We start from the raw sequence: 21,805 nt of genomic DNA on the forward strand, positions 1-21,805 counted from the left end.
CGCGTGCCTTATACTAATTCTTCTTGTTGCTCTTTTTCATAACGGTTGCGCGGATGCTCCCGGCATTCATCGGAACACGAACGCATGACTTTTGGTTCGCATTCTTCACAGCAGAAGTGCTGTCGATTACATTCCGGGTTTGCACAATTAACGTAGCGCGTCTCCGGTTTTCCACAGTAGTAACATTCTGAGACGACAGAAGGATTGACGGCATTGACAGGAACTTGTACACGCTCATCAAAGACGTATAGTTCGCCTTCCCAGTCTTCTCCTTGCGTCTGTTCATCTTTTCCGTACATGACAACTCCGCCTTTTAGGTGGAAGATATCATCACTCTGTTGCCGTTTACGGAAGTACGCCGTGAATTTTTCACAACGAACACCACCCGTACAGTATGTGAGAACCTTTTTTCCTTCAAACAAATGCTCGTTCTCGTCAAGCCACTCCGGGAATTCCCGTGAAGCCTCGACATCGACTTTTACAGCATTCTTGAAGTGTCCGAGGTCGTATTCATAGTTGTTGCGTACATCGAGAATGACGACATCATCTTGTTTCATCATTTCTTTCCACTCTGCTGGTTCAAGATACGCAGCGTGTTCTTCTGGTACGTTGAATTCATCCTCAAAACGCCATGTGACGAGTTCTTTTTTGTAACGGACGAACGTCTTTTTGAAGGCGTGCTCTTCGACTTCATCGATTTTGAATTCGATGTCAGCGAATCGTGGATCCGCCGTCAAGTCCTTCATGTATTGTTCCGTTTGTTCGACCGTTCCAGAGAGTGTGCCGTTGATTCCTTCTGGTGCGATCAAAATCCGACCTTTAATACCGAGCTCTTTACAGTAAGCAAGATGCTCTTTCGTTAGCTGTTCCGCATTTTCGATCGGAACATACTTATAAAATAATAGTACGCGATAAGGTTTCATATTCCTCATTAGCCCCCATGTCAGTTTTTTGCAGTAAAACGAACGTTGGCAAACGAAGCGTCTAGCTATTGACTAGCTGGGAACGCCTGCAAAACGCACCCATTTAAGTATAATACCAACTCCCTTTCGAATGTACAATCTACAATTCCTGAATCCCTTTCAAGGAATTTCATTCCCTTTCTGAATCAGAAAGAGTTAAAATAAAACACAGTAGTACATCTCGCAAGGAGGATTCCGAATGCTCCATACACTTCGTGACTGGATCGAGCAGATGATTTTCTTTCTCCAAGACTTACCTGGAGGAGCTGCCACCGGTTTGATTGCCCCGTTTCTTGAGTCTCTATTTCCTTTCCTGCCACTCGTCCTGATCATTTCCGCGAATGCGGCAACCTATGGTTTTGGTATGGGTGTTCTCGTATCATGGGTCGGGAGCATGCTTGGATCACTCGTCGTCTTCGCTTGTATTCGATATCTATTTCGTCGTCCGGTCACGCGTTGGCTTGAAAAACACCATGCCGCGCAACAGTGGATCGAACGTGTTCGTCACATGAGTCCCATCTCACTCGGATTCTTTTTCTCGCTTCCGTTCATGCCTGCGTTCATCATCACGTCCATTTCCGCTATGATTCAACTATCGTTGCGGACGTATTTGATCGCTGCTGGTGCGGGTCGTCTGATCGTCGTCATCATCTTCTCGCTAATCGGAAAGGAATGGTCCACGTTCCTTGAACGTCCGATGCGTCTTGTCCTTCTATTTTTGATTTTACTCGCTATCTGGGGAGTCAGTCGTGGGACGGAAGAATGGCTGAAGCGTCGTGCGCTCTCAAAACGTGCGGATCATTTACGGGAAATCGAAGATAAGATCGAACGTCCATCTGAAAAATGACTCAAGCCTGTCTATGATTCTATAGGCAGGCTTTTTTAAGCTGTTCTCATTTTCCGAGGACTAGGTCTTTTGAATCATTTTGAAATGTAATTAATATACAAGAATAACGTTCAAACAATGTTCAATATTGCAAACGCTTACATTAAATTGGTATGACCAAGATTAGTATAATAATGAGCATTTCTTCTTAAAAATTAGGATAGCTTTTCCAGAAACGACATCCTTATAATGAATTTACATTCATTCCTTGAAGGAGGCGTCCTCATGCATCAAGTATCCGAAGTCCAGAAAAATGAAGCGACTCAATCTGCTCCAGCAATCGTCGAGAGCGCTACCTTTCAACAATTGATGCGTCAAAAGAATGGCTTCATTCTTCCAGCCATCAGTTTCTGTCTTATTTTTTATTTTACGCTTCCGATTTTGACAAGCTACTTTACGATTTTAAATCAGCCGGTATTCGGTGATATTACGGGTGCTTGGATCTTCGCTTTTGCTCAGTTCATCATGACGTGGACGTTCTGCATGATGTATAGCAAAAAAGCACGTGCCTTTGATCGACTTGTCGAACAGATCAAGGAGGAGTCGAAATGAATTATACTGCCGTTGCTTTATTTGCGGCGATCGTCGGTTTGACGCTCGTCATTACATACTTTGCTGCTCGTAAAACCAAAACTGCTAATGACTTTTATACAGCGGATGGTGGACTCACTGGTGCACAAAACGGGATGGCGATTGCCGGCGACTATATGTCTGCTGCCTCGTTCCTCGGAATTGCTGGGATGATTGCCTTAGCTGGATTCGATGGGTTTTTCTACTCGATCGGTTTTCTCGTTGCTTATCTCGTCGTCTTATACCTCGTTGCCGAACCACTTCGGAACCTTGGGAAATACACGATGGCGGATATGATTGCCGCTCGTTTCAATGCTTCAAAAGTTCGCGGTGTCGCCGCCATGAACTCCATCGCGATCTCGATTTTCTATATGATTGCGCAACTCGTTGGTGCGGGTGCCTTGATTGAATTGTTATTAGGAATTCCTTACACGACGAGTGTCATCATCGTTGGTATCTTGATGACAGTCTACGTTGTCTTCGGTGGTATGACAGCGACCTCATGGGTTCAAATCATCAAAGCGATTCTCTTGATGGCAGGAACAGCGGTCATTTCGTTCATGGTATTCGCCAAGTTTGATTTTTCGATCTTCAAGATGTTTGCAGAAGTAAAACAAGCGACACCACTCGGTGATTCATTCTTGAATCCCGGAAACAAGTTCAAATTACCGCTTGATACGATTTCATTGAATCTCGCACTCGTTCTCGGAACGGCTGGATTACCACATATCTTGATTCGTTTCTTTACTGTTAAGGATGCTCCGACTGCTCGTAAATCCGTCGTATATGCGACATGGATCATCGGTGCTTTTTATATCTTGACGATTTTCCTCGGCTTTGGTGCCGCTGCTTTCGTCGGTTCTGAAGATATCATTGCTGCCAATGCTGCTGGTAACATGGCGGCACCACTTCTCGCCCAAGCACTCGGTGGTGATTTACTCTTCGCGTTCGTTGCCGCGGTAGCCTTTGCGACGATCCTCGCCGTTGTTGCGGGACTCGTCTTATCTGCAGCATCCGCCTTTGCCCATGACTTCTATAGTCATATTCTTCGCAAAGGACAAGCAACGGAAAAAGAACAGATGACGGCAGCACGACTCGCTTCCATCGCCGTCGCCTTGATTTCGATGGTACTCGCATTGTTCGCACAAACGATGAACGTCGCGTTCCTCGTTTCACTTGCCTTTGCTGTCGCGGCAAGTGCCAACTTGCCAGTCATTCTCTTGACGATCTTCTGGCGCCGTTTCAATACTGGCGGAGCTGTCACAGGTATGATCGTCGGGTTATTCTCTTCACTGATTCTCGTCGCACTCAGTCCAAACCTTTGGGCAGTCGACGGTTCAGCCTTGTTCGTCGGGGAAGCCCTCTTCCCGCTGACGAATCCAGGAATCGTCTCCATCCCACTTGGCTTCCTCGGAGCCATCGTCGGGACATTGTTGACGAAATCGAACGAAGTTGCCGGTAACTTCGAGCGTATCTTAGTCAAGGCCAATACCGGTATCGATGCAGCCACGGAAGTCGCCGCATCAAAAGAATAAGTTCCCCTTAACGGCTCCTTCAACCCCCTTGAAGGAGCCGTCCCCTTTTACATTCTTCTCATTCATTGCCATACTAAGTGAAGAATAGAGAAGAACAGGAAAGGAAGACTGTACATGGATCTCGCTTTTTATTATTTCTTAATCCTCGGATTTTTTATTGGAATCATCTCCGGCTTTTTCGGAATCGGTGGCGGTATCATCTTGACGCCCCTACTACTCATTTTAGGATATGCTCCAAGCGTTGCGATCGCGACCAGTCTCATGTTGACTCTCGGATCAACCGTTTCAGGTACGCTCTCTCACTTACGTCTTAAAAATGTCGTCTGGCGCGATAGTCTTGTCGTCGGGGGTGTTGGAATCATCGGTTCGACGATCGCGACACCACTTGTCCTTCGTTTAGAGGAAGTCAACGGTGCTCATCTCGTCATCTCGATCGTTTATATCGGACTCTTACTCTACTTCGCAAATAAGTTCTTACGCCCGAAAGCAACGACCGGTGAACAGACGGGTTGGAAAAATCGATATCTTGCCCTTGCCTTCACTGGTCTGTTCGCTGGATTCATCTCTTCGCTTCTCGGTGTCAGCGGTGGATTCATCATCACACCGTTACTCGTCGGGATTGTTGGCTATGAGTTGAAACGTGCGGTTGGAACGAGTATTGCCTCCGCGTTACTGATCGTCTTATCGGGACTCGTCAACTATACGGTCGCGAGCACGAATATCGATATCCTCGTCGGGATCATGCTGATCGTCGGCGCCTTGCTCGGAGCACCGATTGGCGCGAAACAGTTGACGCATTTCGAAAGTCCGTTCGTCAAAAAGTACCTCGGTATCTTCTATTTGACAGTTGCGGTCAGTGTCCTACTCGAAGTCATCGGCTGGAACGTCGCTTCACTCTCTGTCCTCGTTGCGCTTAGTTTGATTTTCTTACTGACGCTCCTCATCTACAGCCGTCGTCGAACGAATGGATGAATCGTCTCATCAGAAAAGCCGTGGTGCCTGTTGAAAGGCATCACGGCTTTTGTTCGTTTAAGCGACTCGTTTATGACCCGTCCGTTCGTAGTTCCTCGTTTGTTCAATGACCAAGTGCGACAAGAACAACATTCCAATCAAGTTCGGAATCATCATTAATCCATTTGCGATATCTGCGACCAGCCACAACGGTTCTAATTGCGCGACCGCACCATAACAGGCTGCGAGCGCAAAGAACACGCGGTATCCTTCGTTGAAGCGTGTCGTACCGCTCAAGTACTCCAAGCACTTCTCTCCATAGACATACCACCCAATGATTGTTGAATAACCGAAGAAGAAGACGGAGAAAGCGACCGTCCATTCTCCAAATGATCCAAGAACACTCGCAAAGGCGGTTGCTGTCAGTGCTGCCCCGGAAAGATTCGCATCATGCATCATACCTGAATGTAGTCCACCTGATGGATCCCAAAAACCTGTCGTCAGAAGGACGAGTGCCGTCATCGTACAGACGATCAAGGTTACGATGAAGGTACTCGTCATCGAAATCAATCCTTGTTCGACCGGACGCTCACTTTTTGCAGATCCAGCAATCAAGGCTGCCGTCCCAAGTCCTGCTTCGTTCGTGAAAATCCCCCGTGCTACACCGACTTGCATTGCCATCATGATTGATACACCGGTGAAGGCTCCCGCCGGCGCAAGCGGCTGGAAGGCGTACTCAAAGATTAAACCAAAGGCTGGTAGAATCTGATCTGCCTTCAATACTAAAAGGACACAAGCGGCACCGATATAGAGTAAGCTCATGATCGGAACGAAGATCGTCGAGATCGCACTGACGCGTTCGAGCCCACCACGAATCGATACATAGACCGCAATTGCGAGCAGAATGCCGAATACTAGCAGCGGCACACGAAACGATTGCTCAAGCACCGTTGCCATCGCATTCGCTTGCACCGTATTCCCAACACCAAATGATGCGATCAAACCAAATACCGCAAACAGGATGGCGAGGAATTTAAATTTAGGTCCTAGTCCCTTTTCGATATAATACATCGGTCCACTGACGGCTTCGCCGCGTTCGTTTCGACTTCTAAAGAGAATGGCAAGGAGGCTTTCTGCATATTTCGTCGCCATTCCAATTAAACCGATGACCCACATCCAAAAGACTGCGCCCGGTCCGCCCATCGTCAAGGCGACTGCGATCCCTGCGATGTTTCCGTTTCCGATCGTCGCCGCGAGGGACGTCATCAACATCTGAAAGCTACTGATTTCACCTTCACCTTGCCCTGATTTTTGAACAGATAATTGAAACGCTTGTTTTAAGCGCCGAAACTGAAGACCACGTAAGCGGATCGTAAAGTACACTCCTGTTCCTACCAACAACACCATACTCGGAATCCCCCAGACCCAAGCCGATATCAGACGTAATACTTCCATGCCATTTCATCCTCTCTCTCTTTTCCGAGGCTTACCGTAGCATGTAGTTGTGTTTTCTTACAATACAAAAGAATACTTTTTGTGATTTTACACAATAGAAGATATACTAAAACTATCGAGTGAAAGAGAAAGAAGGGAAATCCCATGTTAGAAGCTTCATATCATTCCTTAGACGACTTAGCGGAAGCGATCGGTATTGCCTTGAATGCCCCGATTACGATTGAAGATCGCAATCACCGCCTTCTTGCGTATAGTACGCATACAGCTGATACCGACCCTGCCCGTGTCGCAACGATCATTGGTCGCCGGGTACCGGAATCGGTCATCGACCAACTCTGGAAAGATGAAGTCATCCAGAGCCTTGCTACACAAGATGATCCACTCATTATTTCTGCACGCACGGATGTCGGACTGAATGACCGTGTCGCCATTGCGATCAAGCAAGATTCAGAAATTCTCGGCTATATTTGGTCGATTGCCCGAAGCACGCCGTTTACTTCTTCGGAACTAGCGGACTTAAAGAAAGGAGCTCTACTTGCTCAACGTCAGTTACTGGCGATCGACATGCAGAAAAAACGGAAGGAAGAGCAGACGGAACAGTTCTTCTTCGAGTTATTACATGAAGAACTATCCGAGTCGGAGATTCTGAAGATGTTCTCTAAACTCCATGTCGCACCACCTGGCATCAGTCGCTTGACGGTCATTCGTTTTTCAGAGGCAATCACACCGCGTCTCGCCGATCGCCTGCGCTATTTATTGACGATTCAGCAGACGGTCCGTCCGTTACTTTATGCATATGATGAGACGGATTTTATCTTGTGGATCAGCACAAACGATCGCGACGCAGAACAAGAACGTCTGCAGTTCGACGCCTTCATCCAGTCGTTTCGACAATTACTCGCGGAGCGGTTCGATTATACGAACTTCGTCGCAGCAAGTAGTGAAGTCTTCACCGGCGTCCAAGCGATTCCCGAGCGCTATGAAGAAGCGGGCATCGTCTTGCGTTTGAAAGACGCCTTTCCATTTGAGTTGAAGAACGTGACCCGTTACGAACGCCTCGGCCTATTTCAGCTCTTACCGATTTTCTCAGAACGTTTGCGACGGCGGACGGTTCGCTTGGAAGAAATCGAACGGTTGCGTGCTTACGATGTGAAACATGCCTCCTCCTTATGTGAGACGTTAGAATGGTTCCTTCATTATGATGGGAACGTCAAACAAGTCGCTTCCCATCTCCATGTCCATCCGAATACGATCCTCTATCGGATGCGACGAATCGAAGAGGAAGCGGGCATTCGAATGGAATCTTTACCTGAACGCTCTTTACTTTATTTGTATCTAAAAGCAGACCGATATCCTTTGTGATTTTCCACAAAGGATATCGGTTATTTTTGAAAACGCCGATAAAGTGGAACGCTTTCATTTCTCGTATACTGAAGATGAAGAGAAATTGATTTGTTTATTTGCGAAAGGGGATCGCGTTCACATGATCATTGGAGTATTAAAGGAAATCAAAAACAACGAAAACCGTGTTGCATTAACACCTGCCGGGGTAGCAGCGTTACATGCACAAGGACATCGTGTCATCATTGAATCAATGGCAGGTATGGGGAGTGGCTTCACGAACGAAGAGTACGTTAAAGCAGGTGCTGAAATCATCGCGACTGCTGCTGAAGTCTGGGCAACAGCCGAACTCGCTCTAAAAGTTAAAGAGCCGATCGCTTCAGAGTACCAATACTTCCGTCCGGATCTAACATTGTTCACGTATCTTCACCTAGCAGCTGAGCCAGAATTGACACGTGCACTCGTTGATTCGAACATCACAGCAATCGCTTATGAGACGGTTGAGAAGAACCGCACACTTCCATTGTTAACACCAATGAGTGAAGTCGCAGGACGTATGGCATCGCAAATCGGTGCACAGTTCTTAGAAAAACCACATGGTGGTATGGGCATCCTGCTTGCAGGTGTTCCTGGGGTTCGTCGTGGAAAAGTCACAGTCATCGGCGGTGGTGTCGTCGGAACGAACGCTGCGAAACTCGCAGTTGGTCTCGGTGCGGATGTCACGATCATCGATGTCAGCCCAGAACGCCTTCGTCAGCTCGATGATATCTTCGGTAACTCGATCAACACATTGATCTCCAACCCGTACACGATTGCTGAAGCGGTCGCTGAGAGTGATCTCGTCATCGGTGCCGTCTTGATTCCAGGTGCAAAAGCACCGAAACTCGTCACTGCCGATATGGTCAAACGCATGAAGCCGGGCGCTGTCATCGTTGACGTTGCCATCGACCAAGGTGGTATCTTCGAGACGGTCGACCGTATCTCGACGCATGATGACCCAACATATGAAAAATTCGGTGTCGTTCATTACGCAGTCGCGAACATGCCAGGTGCTGTTCCACGTACGTCTACACTAGCATTGACGAACGCAACGCTTCCGTATGTCCTTGAGCTCGCGAACAAAGGCACACACCGTGCGCTTGCTGAAAACGATGCTCTTGAAAAAGGATTGAATGTCGCGCAAGGATTCGTCACGTACGAAGCGGTCGCACGCGATCTCGGATACACGTACAAATCCGTTGAAGATGTGCTTCACCTACACGCATAATCTTGAAAGTAGAAATAGTCGATGATTCCTTTTTGAGGAACCATCGACTATTTTTTATTGCTTCTTGAGGCAACACTCGGCTTGTCATATGATGAGAAACGAAGACTTATGATTTTGAACTAGTAGAGGGGATCTCATTACATGACACAAACCATAACCGCCCATTCTCATGAACTTCAGAGCCACGTCGCTGAAGTCGCGTTACTCGAAGCACTGACATCCGATACAGAAGAGAGCGTACGTATTGCCGCAACTGAGCGCTTACGTGTTCTTGTCCCATCTCATCCATTGCTCAACATTGCTACAGCTCATTCCCTTTACTTCAAGAACGAACACACTCAAGCGCGCCGGCTGATCGAGGAGACACATCAGCAACTCGGTGAGCATGTGCACGGATACATACTCCTCGGTATCATCAGTGAAGATGAAGGATATATGCACGAAGCAGAACAGTTTTTCCTTTCAGCCATCACACGGTTCCCTGAAGAGCCAGCAGGACATCGTTTCCTTGCCGTCCATTACAATCATCGTCAATTTTATGGGGAGTCAGCTGTTCATGCGTTTACATATTTAAAGAAGGTTGGCGCATCTGGAATCGATACGCTGATGGCCATTGATTCCATCCAACAATTAGACGGTCATTCGATCGACACGTTGGAAGCACTCTATGCATTAATCCTTGGCGTATCTCATCTCGACAAAACCACCGTCTTTCATGCGACAGCTTCTGTCAATCAAAGCATTCAATATGAGAAGCTGCATGCTACATTGCGCGAAGACAGCGACGAGACCCTCTACGCTAAGCTCGATGAATACCTTTCCAACATGCTCGAACATGGCTTGTTCGCAGCTGTTTATGACGATTCCGAAGAAAAGATCTATCGCCATGTCTTTCAGGATATGTGTCGGGATATGACCATTCGTCATGCAGGTTGGCGTGCGTACCCGGATTATATTCGATTACGCTTTCTCTATTTCAAACAATTGTTGTTACGCGACTGAACGTTAAAAAGCAAACGCGACGAGTGCCGCGATCGTCCATGGCAAGATCAAGTTGTCGAGATCGCGATATGAGATGGCTTCGATCAAGGCTGCGATGTTCGCAAGCAAAAAGCCATAACTGACAGCGAGCCAAACCGGTTGTCCATAAAACAAGAACGTCACGGTCAACACGAGGAATGACGCCAAAAATAGGGCGATACTTCCTTCAAAGGATCGTTTTGTCTCACCACGGACGTAAAACGTCTTTCCGTAGCGTTTTCCGACGAGAGCCGCGAGACCGTCGCCCCAAGCAAGCACCATGCTTCCCGCAACAAGCGCCATCGGTTGTCGTTCGAAGAAGAACAGGACGAGTCCTGCTAGAGCGAGTGGATAATAGACCGTTCCGTAAGAAGGACGATCGACGTCGTGCATCTGACCGATTCCTTTTCGTAGTGTCACTAGATTCACGACAGCAAAGAATAACAACGGTACGATCGCAACGTACCAGTGATCCAGCCAGAGCAGCGCAAGAAATACCCAGTGACCGACAGCAATATGAATCCATTTCCGAACCGTCTCGGGAGAAAAACCGAAACGGCGTCCAATGACTTCCAGGATGACGAGAACTAGCCCGACGATTCCAATCGTGCCAAGAGCAGCTATCCATTCCATCGTCATTCCCCCTTTCTTTCCTATTATTGTACGTTGTTTCAGTTGCCATTTGCCCTATTGAACCTTCATTTGATAACATAAGGTCAAATGACGTCCTAGAGAGGAAGTTTTGGAAATGTATGATGCTCAAGCAGTCCAAACATTATCAAGTTGTCTGCAACGCTTGAACGAAGGAAAAGGAATCGAACCCCTCGTCGCAACGGAAGGCACAGAATTGCCGAAGGTCATCAATCGCTTGAAGCAATTCGATCCATTAAAAAATGGTCTATCTATCAATGAAATCGTTCATTTGGCAAATGCCCTGATCGGCGAACATATGTCAGCGACGACGATCCAGAACTGGACGAAACGTGAAGTCCGGGACATCATCGGCGTACCGCATCGCGGAAAGAAGTACTCGATCAATCAAGCTTCGATCATCTATCTACTGGATGATTTGAAACACCTCTTCTCGTTAGAAGAAACACGAGAACTGCTGACGATCGTCTTCAAGAATCCGAATATTGATGAGGATGATTTAATCAGTCCGCTTAATTTTTATCTCGTCTACACGCAACACGCAGAAACAAGTGGTCCAATCGAATTGACGGAGAAGCGTCTCAGACGCTCGCTCGAGCGTATTAACGCTTACCGCCCTGAAACTGTCCACGTTCTCCAACTGTGTCTCTATGCCCGTCGTGTATCGCATTTGACACACGAAGCGAAACAACGCCTCCATCATGTTCTGCAAACGACATGATGAAAAAAAGATGCCATCCATGTCATGGAAGGCATCTTTTTTTATTTAGACGGCTGTCAGTGATTTATAGTGGACGTTGTTCGTCAGACTTTTCAAGACAGAGAGTAGTTCGTACATCGAGAGTTTGTCCGCATCCTTGACGAGACGGTACTCATCACCGTCTTGCAACAATTCCGCAACGACTTCTCCAGCGGCACTCCGTACGGAGAATTTTCCTTTTGTCAGGTCGAAGGAAATCGTGAACGTACCACGCTCATACACGTTATACTCACATTTCTTCGAGAAGAGCGAAAACTTCTCACGCATTTGACCTACCTCTTGTCCATCATGGTTCATCACGACCCACTTCTTACATGTCGGAATGAACTTACCAAACGCTACCCCTCTACCTTCACCATTCATTACTTGAACACGACCATTCTCGTCGTGTTGAACCGCACCAATCATTTGGTGCGCTTCATCATAAATCGCGGCATGACCTTGCGAAAAAACGCAACCCTGCACATAGACAACTTTGCGCAACAGAAATTCTCCTCTCACTGCTAAAACGTGCTGGTTTTTCGTCCCCAGTTTATTTAGACATCCTGTATAGTTTAACTTTCTTTATCTGTATGATATTTCGTTAACGAAAATGATTATTGCACCGTTTCTCCAAATTGACAACCCCCTTTTGTCGACAATCATTCGACATGTTCAATGCAGGTTCATCTCCTTTGCAAATGCGAGCAATTCTTCCCGATCAATGAGGCGAACCTGATTTGGCTCTGCTAGCTGATACGCAGCTTCCGTAAAGGTCGAATTCGTAACGACCCACCCCTCGTCCATCCCGTAGAATGGAACCGAGGCAGCGACCTGTTGAACCGCTTCGAGCCCTACAGCCGCACTATATCGCTTTGCCTGGATGGCAATCTTATACCCTCGTTCATCCTCTATCAACAAATCTGCTCCGAAGTCGCGTGAAGCAGGTGTTAACTCGACCCGATATCCTGCTGTTTCAAATAAATCGGCAAGCCATTCTTCAAATTCTCGTCCTTCCATTCGATCGAGTCGTTTTTCAAGCGACGGCGTTAAAATGGACAAAAGAAGAAAAAGGATACACCCTACTATACTGATGATTAAGATTAAAGGTTCCCAAGAACTCGAAAAAAAATAAGTTCCGAAAATTCCTATCATTGCAAACAAAGCTGCTAGTAACAATCGTTTTCGTTTTAATCGTTTCATCGTGCTTTTCCCCTCTACTTCGTCGTGACCTTTTTTTCACTATACTAAAATTCTTCGTCGGTTGCTTCCTTCAACAGGAAACACGACTCGTCTTGCAGAAGTAAACTAACGAGGAAAGACTGTCTTAAAATCCATGGTCGAAGACCAGTCAGGAGGTAGCTCATGGCAGAACATTCATCCCCTTCATCGCTACGAATCATTCACGCGACGTTACGTGCTATGAAAGACCCCGTTCTTCTTGTCGATGCAAATGGAAGGATTCAATTTCATAATGAAGCGTTTCAACACCAGTTCATGAACACTCCGAATATCGAAACCGTTCAGGAGCTGTTTCCCATCACGGATGATTTCTTTCCATTACAGAAGGAAGCCGTCATTTCAACGACACATCAATTAACAGTCACAGCGATTGAAGCGACGGACTATTTTCTTGTCCATGTCGCCCCCCTGAAAATCGAGGACTTATTCAATTCAACACTAGATACTGCTCTATTCATCACCGACTCGGAGTTTCGGATTCAAACTTGTAACGAGGTGGCAAGCACCTTATTCCGTTTTGAAAATGCCGAAGACATCATGGGTCTCCAAGCGACGGTTCTACATGATGCGAAGGAAATCGCTACCCGCCGTCAACATCTCGAACAATTGAACTTAAAAGATTTATCGGACGCGCAACTGTTTTTACTGCATGGACGGGAAGCCGAAAATGAATGGACCTATCATCGTTTGGATGGCTCAACGTTCCACGGACGCCTTTATATGACACGGTTGCCAAACGATACGTACTTCCTGCTCATTCAGGACATCACACCGCAAAAACAAATCGAATGGCATCTGACGAAAAGCGAACGCCGCTTCCGACTCTTCTCGGAATCCGTCGTTGAAGCCGTCATCTTTCATGATCACGGCATCATCATCGATGCCAATCGCGCAGCAGAAGTCATTTTCCGGACGAAACTTGAGAAAATGAAAGGTAAGATGACGCTTGAATTGATTCATCCGGATCATCACGCGCGTGTCTTGCAACGCATCGAGGAGCATCGAGAAGAACCATACGAAGTCCTCGGTCAACGTGCCGACGGAACCTCTGTCGAAATCGAAGTCTTCCCGCGTGAAATCATCTACAACAACATCCGGATGCGTGTCGCTGTCGTTCGTGATATTACAGAACGAAAAAAGATTGAGAAAATGCTTGAACGTGAAAAAAATGCCATTATGCGTCAGCGTGATATCACACAATCGATTCTTCAGGCATCCAATGAAGGGTTCCTACTGACAGAAGAGGATGGGAGTTTCATCTTCATGAACGTCAAAGCACGCAAATTACTCGATGTCCCAGGCATTGCACCAAGTAAGATTCAAGAACGAATCAGTCTGATTCCGAATCTCGATTTGAACACTCGATTCGAGATGCTCCGACAAGTAGAAGAATTACTCGCCGGAAAACATTCTGAACTATCTTTTCGTTTCACGTTACAGCGACCAAATGAGTCCAGTCCACTTTATTTCGAATTTTATGCGACTGCGATCAAAAAGGAGAAGAGCCGCATTTCTCGTCATGGCTTCCTATTTGTTTTCCGTGATCGGACAGAGGAAGCGAAGATGGATCAAGTAAAAGACGAACTCGTCAGTACAGTATCGCATGAGTTGCGCACGCCGCTGTCCTCCATTCTCGGCTATATGGAATTACTACGATATAAAAAACAATCGGCTGATCGAATCGAACGGTATGTTGAGATCGTTCACGAAGAGACGAAACGATTGACGACGCTATTAAATGAGTTTTTAGACATTCAGCGTCTAGAAGGTGGAAAACAGGAGTATACTTTCACGTCGTTCTCGTTACGCGATCTTCTCGCATCAACCGTCGATGCCTATGGCGAAACCGTCGAGACGCATCGGATTGATCTAGAACTACCAGAGGATCCTGTTCTGATTTTTGCGGACGAGCACAAAATCAAGCAGGTGATCTTGAACTTGCTTTCGAACGCCATTAAGTACTCTCCACAAGCGGATCATATTCGAGTCCTTCTTTCAGCCAATCCGGAACAAGCAACGTTCTCTGTGACAGATTATGGACTCGGTATTCCACAAAATGCTTTTGAAAAGCTCTTTACGAAATTTTACCGGGTCGACAACTCAGACATCCGGAAAATCGGCGGAACCGGACTCGGACTTGCCATCTGTAAGGAAATCATCGAATCGCACGGAGGTGCGATTTCCGTTGAATCAGAAATCAATGATGGTTCGACGTTCACCGTTGTACTCGAACGTGATCCAAGAAAGGAATGGAATTGATGCGGACCTACTTTATGACGGGTTTCCCCGGTTTTTTAGCGACCAAACTGATCGAACAACTGGCACGTGTTCCGGACCAAATCGCTTGTTTTCATTTGCTTCATTTACCGTCAGAGCGAAACGCAGCTGTTAAGCGACGCCAGGATCTTCTAGAACGTACATCCTTACGATCGGAGCAACTTGTATTGCACGAAGGCGATATCACGGTCGAACAGCTTGCTTTATCATCAGAGGCGCGGATGATGTTGCAACAAGACGTCACACACATCTTTCATCTCGCGGCGCTATATGATTTAGCAACAGCATATGAACCCGCCTTTCGAATCAATGTGATCGGTACCGCGAACGTGACACAGTTTGCTCATACGTGTTGGACCTTAGAGCGCTACATTTACTTCAGTACAGCGTATGTCTCAGGTCTTCGTTCCGGAATGGTTCTAGAAGATGAGTTACAAGCAAGTGCCTTTAAAAATGCTTATGAAGAAACGAAATATTTAGCAGAAGTGCGTTTCCGTAAAGAAATCGGAACGATCCCCTATACGATCATCCGTCCTGGAATCGTCGTCGGTCATTCCGAAACGGGCGAAACACCGAAGTGGGATGGCGTGTATTTCGTTTTAAACGCGATGCGTCTCCTGCAATCTTTTGCTCCTCTCCCGTATCCCGGTCGAGCAAACGCACTCGTCAATCTCGTGCCTTATGATTACGTCATTGAAGCGACCGCTTATCTCAGTCATGCACCGGTCGGAAGAAATAAGACCTATCATCTGACAGATCCATTCCCACATGGCGCACGCGCGATTTTTGAGATGTTACACGTCGCCTATTATGGACGTTATCCGCGCGGAATCGTTCCGTTTCGACTCGTTAGCACGGCATTGACTCCAGCTGTCGCGAAACGACTTCAGATGCAACGTCAGACACTTGACTACTTCATTCATCCCGTTCAATATGACACGACACATGCCTTACGCGACTTACGGGACACTGGTATTATTTGTCCAGATCTTGCAGAAACGATGCCTCGGCTCGTCCAATATTACCAAACACACGCGACACACTAAAAAAGTCCAATCGTTCTTCCGCAAGGGAAGTCGATTGGACTTTTTTATCGGTTACCCGATCAACATATTTTCTTTTGGATAACGAATCGTCCGGTCTCGTTGCGTCGCGAACGTGAACAGGATCGTCAAGGAGCCGACACGTCCGAGTAACATCATGAACATGATCAAAAACTTCCCAAAGCTATTGAGCTCAGCTGTTACGTTCAAAGAAAGACCAACTGTTCCAAATGCCGAAACGGTCTCAAAGAATAGACCAATAAAGGAAATATTCGGCTGGGTCAACGCCAAGAACGTCGTGATCAAAGCGATGAACAGTAAACTGAAGACAGCAATCGCATATGCCTTTTGAATCGCTTGCGTCTGAACAGTCCGTCGCATCAGAACCGTTTCACGCTGTCCGCGTATATACGTCCAGACATTCTTTAAGATGACCGCTGCCGTCGTGACCTTGATCCCGGAACCTGTTGATGCGGAACCTGCCCCAATGTACATCAAAACCATCATCAAACCGATCGAGAGCGGTACCATCGTCGTTAAATCGATTGTCTGGAAACCAGCCGTTCGTGTCGTGACGACTTGGAAGAATACGATATGGAGCGCACTGAAGAACGATTCATCCTTTAATGAACCCAAGTTCGAAACCCACTCGTAGAGCATCATTGCTAAAACACCTAGTCCATTGATGACGAGTAGTGATAGCACCATCAATTTAGAATGGAGCGAAATTTTCTTGAAGTTTCGTTTACCAGCGATATCCGCGATGACCGTAAAACCAAGACCACCAATCATCAAGAGCGCTGCAATCGTCAGAATGAATGTCGTATCTTGTTGGAAACCGATTAGATTATCACCCCATAGTGCGAATCCTGCATTGTTGAAGGCGGATACGGCATGGAACAAACCGTAATAAAGTGCTTTCCCGAAACTGTATTTGTATTGAATGAACAAATCAAGCGCAATCAAAAACATCCCAACGATTTCAACGAGGACCGTCGTGACGATGATATTACGAACGAGACGAATCGTTCCGCCCGGACTATCGAGATTAAACATCTCTTGAATGATGATCCGCTGACGAATCCCAATTTTTCGTCCCGTGACACTGAGCAAGACGAGCGCGATCGTCATGAATCCAAGCCCACCGACCTGAATTAAGAGCATCATGATGATTTGACCGAGTAAATTATAGGACTCGGCAATATTGATCGGTGACAGTCCTGTGACGGTTCCTGCCGATGTCGCAACGAATAGGCAATCGATGAATGATACATCTTGCCCCTCTTGTTGTGAGATCGGAAGCCACAATAAAAAACCACCTAGTAAAATCGTCAATGTAAAGCCAGTTGCGATAAAACGTGCCGGTTTATCGAACAGCTGATGATACATCAATTCACCTAAACGCCCGAAGCGTGCGAGTCGTGAACGTCTTTTATGCGAGAACATCTTACTCCCCCTAGATTTTTTTCAGACAGAATTGTCTTTATCATACTCCCTCGAATTAAGAAGTTCTATCGAAATATGCAATCGACTAAACGTTTTCGTATTTTTTTGGTAAACTAGATAAAAGTGGACGTGTAATCATTAAAGGAGGTTGAGGGAAACAGTGGACCCTAAGACGGCTGATCATTCGATTGAGGATGTCTGGCGAAGGCTGGAACGACAATCACAATGGATGCCTGCGCAATTGTATTATCAATTCGAGGAACTCTTATCATTACATTTGGAGCAACCGATTCTAAATGAATTGTATCAAGTGTTAAAAAAATACGACGTACTGACCGATATAGAGCGTGACGAACGAAACGAAAGCATTCAAATGCTAATCGACGAAAACGGCGCTTGATTCTCGGTTTTTGGATTTCCGAGCAGAAGAAGTGTCTTCTGCTCTTTTATTTTTCGTTCCTATACGGATTACATACAGAAAGGTGGCACACATCAATCATGGATATCGTGTCGATCATCGGGATCATTCTTGGTCTCATCACATTAGTCGGAGGTATGATCTTAAAAGGTGCGCCTCCGGTTGCTTTACTTAACCCAGCAGCCCTCGTCATCATCTTCGTCGGGACAGCAGCTGCCATCATGATTTCCTTCCCGAAGGAACGATTGAAAGTCTTACCTGCCTTGTTTAAAGTCATCTTATTCGAACAAAAGCTGATGACGAAACAAGTGTTGCTCGGACAATTTCTGACACTCTCGACGCAAGCACGTAAAGAAGGTCTGTTATCTCTCGAATCAGCACTTGAAGAAGTCGATAATGCCTTCATGAAGCGCGGCGTCATGATGGTCATCGATGGACAACCATCCGAATATGTCGAGGACGTCATGACACGTGACCTCGAAAACATGACAGAACGCCATCATGCCAATGCGAACATTTTCACGCAAGCCGGTACTTACGCACCAACGCTCGGGGTTCTCGGTGCCGTTGTCGGTCTCGTTGCCGCCTTATCCGATTTATCGGACATCGAAAAATTAGGTCACGCCATTTCAGGTGCCTTCATCGCAACACTATTCGGGATTTTCACCGGATACGTCCTATGGTTCCCGTTCGCAACAAAACTGAAGCAAAAATCAGCGAACGAGATTCAATTATACGAGATGATGATTGAAGGGATTCTCTCGATTCAAAACGGTGAATCACCGAAAAACTTAGAGGATAAGCTACTTGTGTACTTGACACCGAAGGAGCGTGCAAATTATGAAGCGGAAAAAGAAGCCGCATGACGAACATATCTCCGAAGGCTGGTTAATTCCGTACGCCGACTTATTGACCTTACTTCTGGCACTCTTCATCGTACTTTTTGCTTCGAGTAGTGTCGATGTCGTGAAATTAAAAGCGATGTCACAGACATTTAGTTCTGTCTTCAACGGTGGATCAGGGATGATCACGAACAGTTCACTTTCTACTCAAGAAGAAGAGGATTCGAAAAAACTCGATGCGCGGACGAAGGCACAAAGCTATGAGATCGCAGAACTCGAAAAAATCAAAGAAGAAGCCAATCAATACATTAAGAATGAAAAACTTGAAAAAGACATCAAGGTCGAAATCACGAATGAAGGACTTGTCTTTACGATTCGCGACCGCGCGTTGTTCTCACCAGCTCAAGCAGAAGTAAGAGGACGCTCGCTTCAAATCGCAGAGGGAATGAGTGCACTGCTCGTCAAAGCAGGGCAACGTCAGATTCAAGTGTCTGGACATACAGATAATATTCCAATCAACACAGCACAGTATCCGTCGAACTGGGAACTGAGTGCGGACCGGGCGATCAGTTTCATGCGTGCCTTACAACGGAATCCAAAGCTTGAACCAAAACGCTTCACCGTCAGCGGTTACGGTGAATTCCAACCAATCGCGTCCAATCAAACGGAAGCAGGTCGCAGTCAGAATCGACGCGTCGAAGTGTTGATTCGACCATTGATCGACTTAAAAGCGAATGTACTCGACGAGACAAAAGTCAAATCCTGAACGTAAAAAAGCTCCTTCGTGGTTGACGAAGGAGCTTTTTTTAATAATACGGACGAATCATGATATAGACGATGACACCAGTCAAACTGACGTATAACCAAAGCGGCATCGTAAAGCGTGTCCACTTTTTATGCTTCTCGAAGTTTTGATTCACAGCGTGCGCGAGTGACATCAAGACGAGTGGGACGATGACTGCAGCTAGAATGATGTGCGTAATCAGGATGAAGAAATAGACAGGGCGAACGAAACCTTCGCCCCCGAATTTCGTCGATTCACTGACGGCATGATACGTGACGTACGAAATTAAGAATAAAGTCGTCGTCGTCATCGCACCACCAATGAAGCGACGATGGTTCACCCGGTTGCCCCGACGAATGGAAATCCAAGCACCGAGCAACAGCATGAAGGTAAAACTATTGAAGATGGCATTCAAAAAAGGAAGCAACGTCCAATCGAATCCTGAATCAACTTGTACGGGTGGCGCAAAGAATAAAAGCGCCACGAGCAAATTGATGACAAGCGTCAGCAGGATGACGAGCGGAACGAAATTCCGTTTAGTAGCAGGTTGTTGCATGAATCATTCTCCTTGTTTCCAGTCGAAATAACGTTTCAACCATTTTGGGATCGGACCAGCGAATAGACGTTCACGCCAGTAGACATCAGCAGCACGCTGAACAGCAGCACCACGGATCGGATATGGATGGACGACACGCGACAATTGACCGACCTTATCTTTACGCGCCATCGCATAGACGACTTCTTGCATCCACTCACCGGCTTGTTCTCCGATTGCATGTGCTCCAATCAGTTTTCCACGCTTATCGGCGATGAGCTTGACGCGCCCTTCTGTCTGACCATTGATGACGAAACGATCGACTTCATCGAGACCGGTCTGATAGACCTTGATCTCCCCATGTTTCTTGCGTGCCTCGTCTTCCGTCAATCCGAGATGGAATAATTCAGGCGTCGTGAATGTGACCCATGGAACCGCCCGATAATCCGGCTTCGTCCGTAGACCGAATAAAGCATTCGTGACGACCGTTTTTCCTTCCAGTCCTGCGACATGCGTAAATGGGAGCGAGTTGATCGTATCTCCGACCGCAAAGATGTGTCGTTGACTTGTGCGAAGTGAACCATCGACCTGGACGAATCCTTTTTCGACGTGTACACCGGCTCGATCGAGACGTAGTGCTTCGATGCGTGGCTTACGACCGACCGCGACAAGCACGGCATCCGTTTCGATGACACGTGATTCGCCGTTCGCTTCGACCGTCACTTCGATGCCCCCGGCTGACTTGCGGACGTGCGTGACCTTCGTATCGAGATGTAATGTCAATTCTTGTTCAAGCTGACGTTGAATGACTTCGACCATGTCGCGATCTTCTTTTCCGAGTAACGTCTTCATACCCTCGATGACCGTGACTTCTGTTCCAAGATGCGCATACGCTTGCGACAGCTCAAGACCAATCGCACCACCACCAATGACGAGCAGTCGCTCCGGACGCTCCGTCAATTCGAAAATCGTCTCGTTCGTTAAATAATCAATCGTATCGAGTCCATCAATCGGTGGAATGATGGGTTGAGATCCCGTCGAGATCGCAAACTTCTCACCTACGACAAGCTGTCCCGCCACTTCCACTTCATGAGCACTGAGGAATGTCGCTTCTCCGATATAGACATCGACGCCAAGGTCTTCGAACCGTTTCGTTCCATCGTGTGATTGAATGATGTTACGTGCCCGATCGACGCTTGCTTTCGTTTTCGAATAGACCGCATCCCCGTTCAGCGTCACGTTGTATTTTTCAGCCGTTCGCTTCATGACATGGACATCGTGCGCGGCTTCGATCAAAGCCTTTGAAGGAACGCAACCATAATGGAGACAATCTCCGCCTAGGTGCGTATGCCGTTCGATCAGGGCGACGTGCGCGCCGAGACTTGCTGCACCGGCAGCAATCGTCATCCCGGCTGCCCCACCACCAATGACAACTAATTGATAGGTCTTCATCGCAAGCCCTCCTCGTAACGACGTGTGATGTCTTCCATCCGTTTACGGTTGACGCCCCAGTCGGAGTATCCGACACGCGATGCCGAACGGAAATGGATCACTTGTGCGGCTTCATCGAAGTAAAATTCGACGTCATCTTTGAAGCGAAAGACTTTACTCGTGAAGATGGCATGAATGTATGCCCCTTCCTCCTTGACGACTTTGACGCGGTCGAGGCTTTGTAGGATACGTAAGAGTTGGAACTTCGAATCTGCAAGCGTTCCTTTGAACGGGAGCGGACGCATTTTCATATCCTGTAGATCGGTTTGAGTAGATACCGCGTTCGGTTTTCCGGAGAGCGGTTGAAGCGTACCATTTGAAACACCAAGTGCCATGACTGATTCCTCCGT

Annotated in this window: 22 protein-coding genes; 13 read left to right on the forward strand and 9 right to left on the reverse strand. The window is 47.0% G+C overall.

All coding sequences use genetic code 11. The annotated features are described in order from the left end of the window. Positions 1–8 precede the first annotated feature (8 nt). Complete coding sequence (gene trhO / locus K7G97_RS15570; RefSeq protein ID WP_082663183.1) at positions 9–923, reverse strand: oxygen-dependent tRNA uridine(34) hydroxylase TrhO; 915 nt, start codon at positions 921–923, stop codon at positions 9–11. 238 nt (positions 924–1,161) lie between these two features. Between trhO and K7G97_RS15575 the strand changes: the two genes are divergently transcribed. From K7G97_RS15575 to K7G97_RS15590, 4 genes are all read left to right on the forward strand, one after another. Next, entirely contained in the window at positions 1,162–1,809 is a 648-nt protein-coding gene (locus K7G97_RS15575) for a TVP38/TMEM64 family protein (protein ID WP_023469681.1), read from the forward strand. A gap of 264 nt (positions 1,810–2,073) precedes the next feature. Then, a complete protein-coding gene (locus K7G97_RS15580) occupies positions 2,074–2,400 on the forward strand; it encodes a DUF485 domain-containing protein (protein ID WP_023469682.1) in 327 nt (108 codons plus the stop codon). Next, positions 2,397–3,953: a solute symporter family protein gene (locus K7G97_RS15585; RefSeq protein ID WP_223040999.1), complete on the forward strand. Its 1,557-nt coding sequence runs from the start codon at positions 2,397–2,399 to the stop codon at positions 3,951–3,953. The genes K7G97_RS15580 and K7G97_RS15585 overlap by 4 nt, the downstream gene beginning before the upstream one ends. A gap of 114 nt (positions 3,954–4,067) precedes the next feature. Next, positions 4,068–4,925, forward strand: a complete 858-nt coding sequence (locus K7G97_RS15590; protein WP_075642918.1) for a sulfite exporter TauE/SafE family protein — start codon at positions 4,068–4,070, stop codon at positions 4,923–4,925. Between the two features lie 57 nt (positions 4,926–4,982). On the opposite strand, the gene K7G97_RS15595 is transcribed toward K7G97_RS15590, so the two are convergent. Next, positions 4,983–6,359 carry an alanine/glycine:cation symporter family protein gene (locus K7G97_RS15595; protein WP_223041000.1) on the reverse strand — a complete coding sequence of 459 codons (1,377 nt, stop codon included), beginning with the start codon at positions 6,357–6,359 and terminating at the stop codon, positions 4,983–4,985. A 144-nt stretch (positions 6,360–6,503) separates the two neighbouring features. Here K7G97_RS15595 and K7G97_RS15600 point away from each other — a divergent pair, with 144 nt between their 5' ends. The 3 genes from K7G97_RS15600 to K7G97_RS15610 all read left to right on the forward strand — a co-directional run bounded on the left by K7G97_RS15600 (position 6,504) and on the right by K7G97_RS15610 (position 9,969). Next, complete coding sequence (locus K7G97_RS15600; RefSeq protein WP_223041001.1) at positions 6,504–7,721, forward strand: PucR family transcriptional regulator; 1,218 nt, start codon at positions 6,504–6,506, stop codon at positions 7,719–7,721. Between the two features lie 121 nt (positions 7,722–7,842). Continuing rightward, positions 7,843–8,967, forward strand: coding sequence for an alanine dehydrogenase (ald, locus tag K7G97_RS15605; RefSeq protein ID WP_029342897.1), 1,125 nt, complete (start codon positions 7,843–7,845; stop codon positions 8,965–8,967). Between the two features lie 141 nt (positions 8,968–9,108). Continuing rightward, a complete protein-coding gene (locus tag K7G97_RS15610) occupies positions 9,109–9,969 on the forward strand; it encodes a tetratricopeptide repeat protein (RefSeq protein ID WP_223041002.1) in 861 nt (286 codons plus the stop codon). Positions 9,970–9,972: 3 nt separating this feature from the next. Here the strand turns inward: K7G97_RS15610 and K7G97_RS15615 are convergent, their stop codons facing one another. Beyond that, positions 9,973–10,620 carry a diacylglycerol/polyprenol kinase family protein gene (locus tag K7G97_RS15615; protein ID WP_087681632.1) on the reverse strand — a complete coding sequence of 216 codons (648 nt, stop codon included), beginning with the start codon at positions 10,618–10,620 and terminating at the stop codon, positions 9,973–9,975. A 115-nt stretch (positions 10,621–10,735) separates the two neighbouring features. Here K7G97_RS15615 and K7G97_RS15620 point away from each other — a divergent pair, with 115 nt between their 5' ends. After that, entirely contained in the window at positions 10,736–11,359 is a 624-nt protein-coding gene (locus tag K7G97_RS15620; protein ID WP_023469690.1) for a DUF1836 domain-containing protein, read from the forward strand. A gap of 45 nt (positions 11,360–11,404) precedes the next feature. Here K7G97_RS15620 and K7G97_RS15625 read toward each other — a convergent pair whose 3' ends face one another. Both K7G97_RS15625 and K7G97_RS15630 read right to left on the reverse strand, forming a co-directional pair. Continuing rightward, entirely contained in the window at positions 11,405–11,881 is a 477-nt protein-coding gene (locus tag K7G97_RS15625) for an LURP-one-related family protein (RefSeq protein ID WP_023469691.1), read from the reverse strand. A 171-nt stretch (positions 11,882–12,052) separates the two neighbouring features. Continuing rightward, positions 12,053–12,439: a restriction endonuclease gene (locus K7G97_RS15630; RefSeq protein ID WP_230088865.1), complete on the reverse strand. Its 387-nt coding sequence runs from the start codon at positions 12,437–12,439 to the stop codon at positions 12,053–12,055. A 303-nt stretch (positions 12,440–12,742) separates the two neighbouring features. On the opposite strand from K7G97_RS15630, the gene K7G97_RS15635 reads away from it, so the two are divergent. Further along, complete coding sequence (locus K7G97_RS15635) at positions 12,743–14,878, forward strand: ATP-binding protein (RefSeq protein WP_223041003.1); 2,136 nt, start codon at positions 12,743–12,745, stop codon at positions 14,876–14,878. Then, entirely contained in the window at positions 14,878–15,942 is a 1,065-nt protein-coding gene (locus K7G97_RS15640; protein WP_262415770.1) for an SDR family oxidoreductase, read from the forward strand. Before K7G97_RS15635 ends, K7G97_RS15640 begins: the two co-directional genes overlap by 1 nt. Positions 15,943–15,993: 51 nt before the next feature. On the opposite strand, the gene K7G97_RS15645 is transcribed toward K7G97_RS15640, so the two are convergent. Continuing rightward, positions 15,994–17,385, reverse strand: a complete 1,392-nt coding sequence (locus tag K7G97_RS15645) for a TrkH family potassium uptake protein (RefSeq protein ID WP_035395598.1) — start codon at positions 17,383–17,385, stop codon at positions 15,994–15,996. A gap of 160 nt (positions 17,386–17,545) precedes the next feature. On the opposite strand from K7G97_RS15645, the gene K7G97_RS15650 reads away from it, so the two are divergent. The 3 genes from K7G97_RS15650 (at position 17,546) to K7G97_RS15660 (ending at position 19,411) form a co-directional block, all read left to right on the forward strand. Beyond that, positions 17,546–17,785 carry a hypothetical protein gene (locus tag K7G97_RS15650; RefSeq protein WP_023469697.1) on the forward strand — a complete coding sequence of 80 codons (240 nt, stop codon included), beginning with the start codon at positions 17,546–17,548 and terminating at the stop codon, positions 17,783–17,785. Between the two features lie 98 nt (positions 17,786–17,883). After that, positions 17,884–18,669: a flagellar motor stator protein MotA gene (gene motA, locus K7G97_RS15655; protein ID WP_029342903.1), complete on the forward strand. Its 786-nt coding sequence runs from the start codon at positions 17,884–17,886 to the stop codon at positions 18,667–18,669. Next, positions 18,644–19,411, forward strand: coding sequence for a flagellar motor protein MotB (locus K7G97_RS15660; RefSeq protein WP_195865998.1), 768 nt, complete (start codon positions 18,644–18,646; stop codon positions 19,409–19,411). Before motA ends, K7G97_RS15660 begins: the two co-directional genes overlap by 26 nt. 40 nt (positions 19,412–19,451) lie before the next feature. On the opposite strand, the gene K7G97_RS15665 is transcribed toward K7G97_RS15660, so the two are convergent. Genes K7G97_RS15665 through K7G97_RS15675 form a run of 3 tightly spaced genes read right to left on the reverse strand, consistent with a single transcriptional unit; the run spans position 19,452 to position 21,790 of the window. Beyond that, positions 19,452–19,985, reverse strand: coding sequence for a DUF420 domain-containing protein (locus K7G97_RS15665; RefSeq protein WP_023469700.1), 534 nt, complete (start codon positions 19,983–19,985; stop codon positions 19,452–19,454). Between the two features lie 3 nt (positions 19,986–19,988). Next, the gene (locus tag K7G97_RS15670; protein ID WP_029342906.1) at positions 19,989–21,416 is read right to left on the reverse strand and encodes a dihydrolipoyl dehydrogenase family protein; all 1,428 of its coding nucleotides are present in this window, start codon (positions 21,414–21,416) and stop codon (positions 19,989–19,991) included. Further along, positions 21,413–21,790 carry a DUF1499 domain-containing protein gene (locus K7G97_RS15675; RefSeq protein WP_023469702.1) on the reverse strand — a complete coding sequence of 126 codons (378 nt, stop codon included), beginning with the start codon at positions 21,788–21,790 and terminating at the stop codon, positions 21,413–21,415. The genes K7G97_RS15670 and K7G97_RS15675 overlap by 4 nt, the downstream gene beginning before the upstream one ends. Positions 21,791–21,805 lie beyond the last annotated feature (15 nt).

The organism is Exiguobacterium acetylicum (genome assembly GCF_019890935.1).
GTDB classification, from domain to species: domain Bacteria; phylum Bacillota; class Bacilli; order Exiguobacteriales; family Exiguobacteriaceae; genus Exiguobacterium_A; species Exiguobacterium_A abrahamii.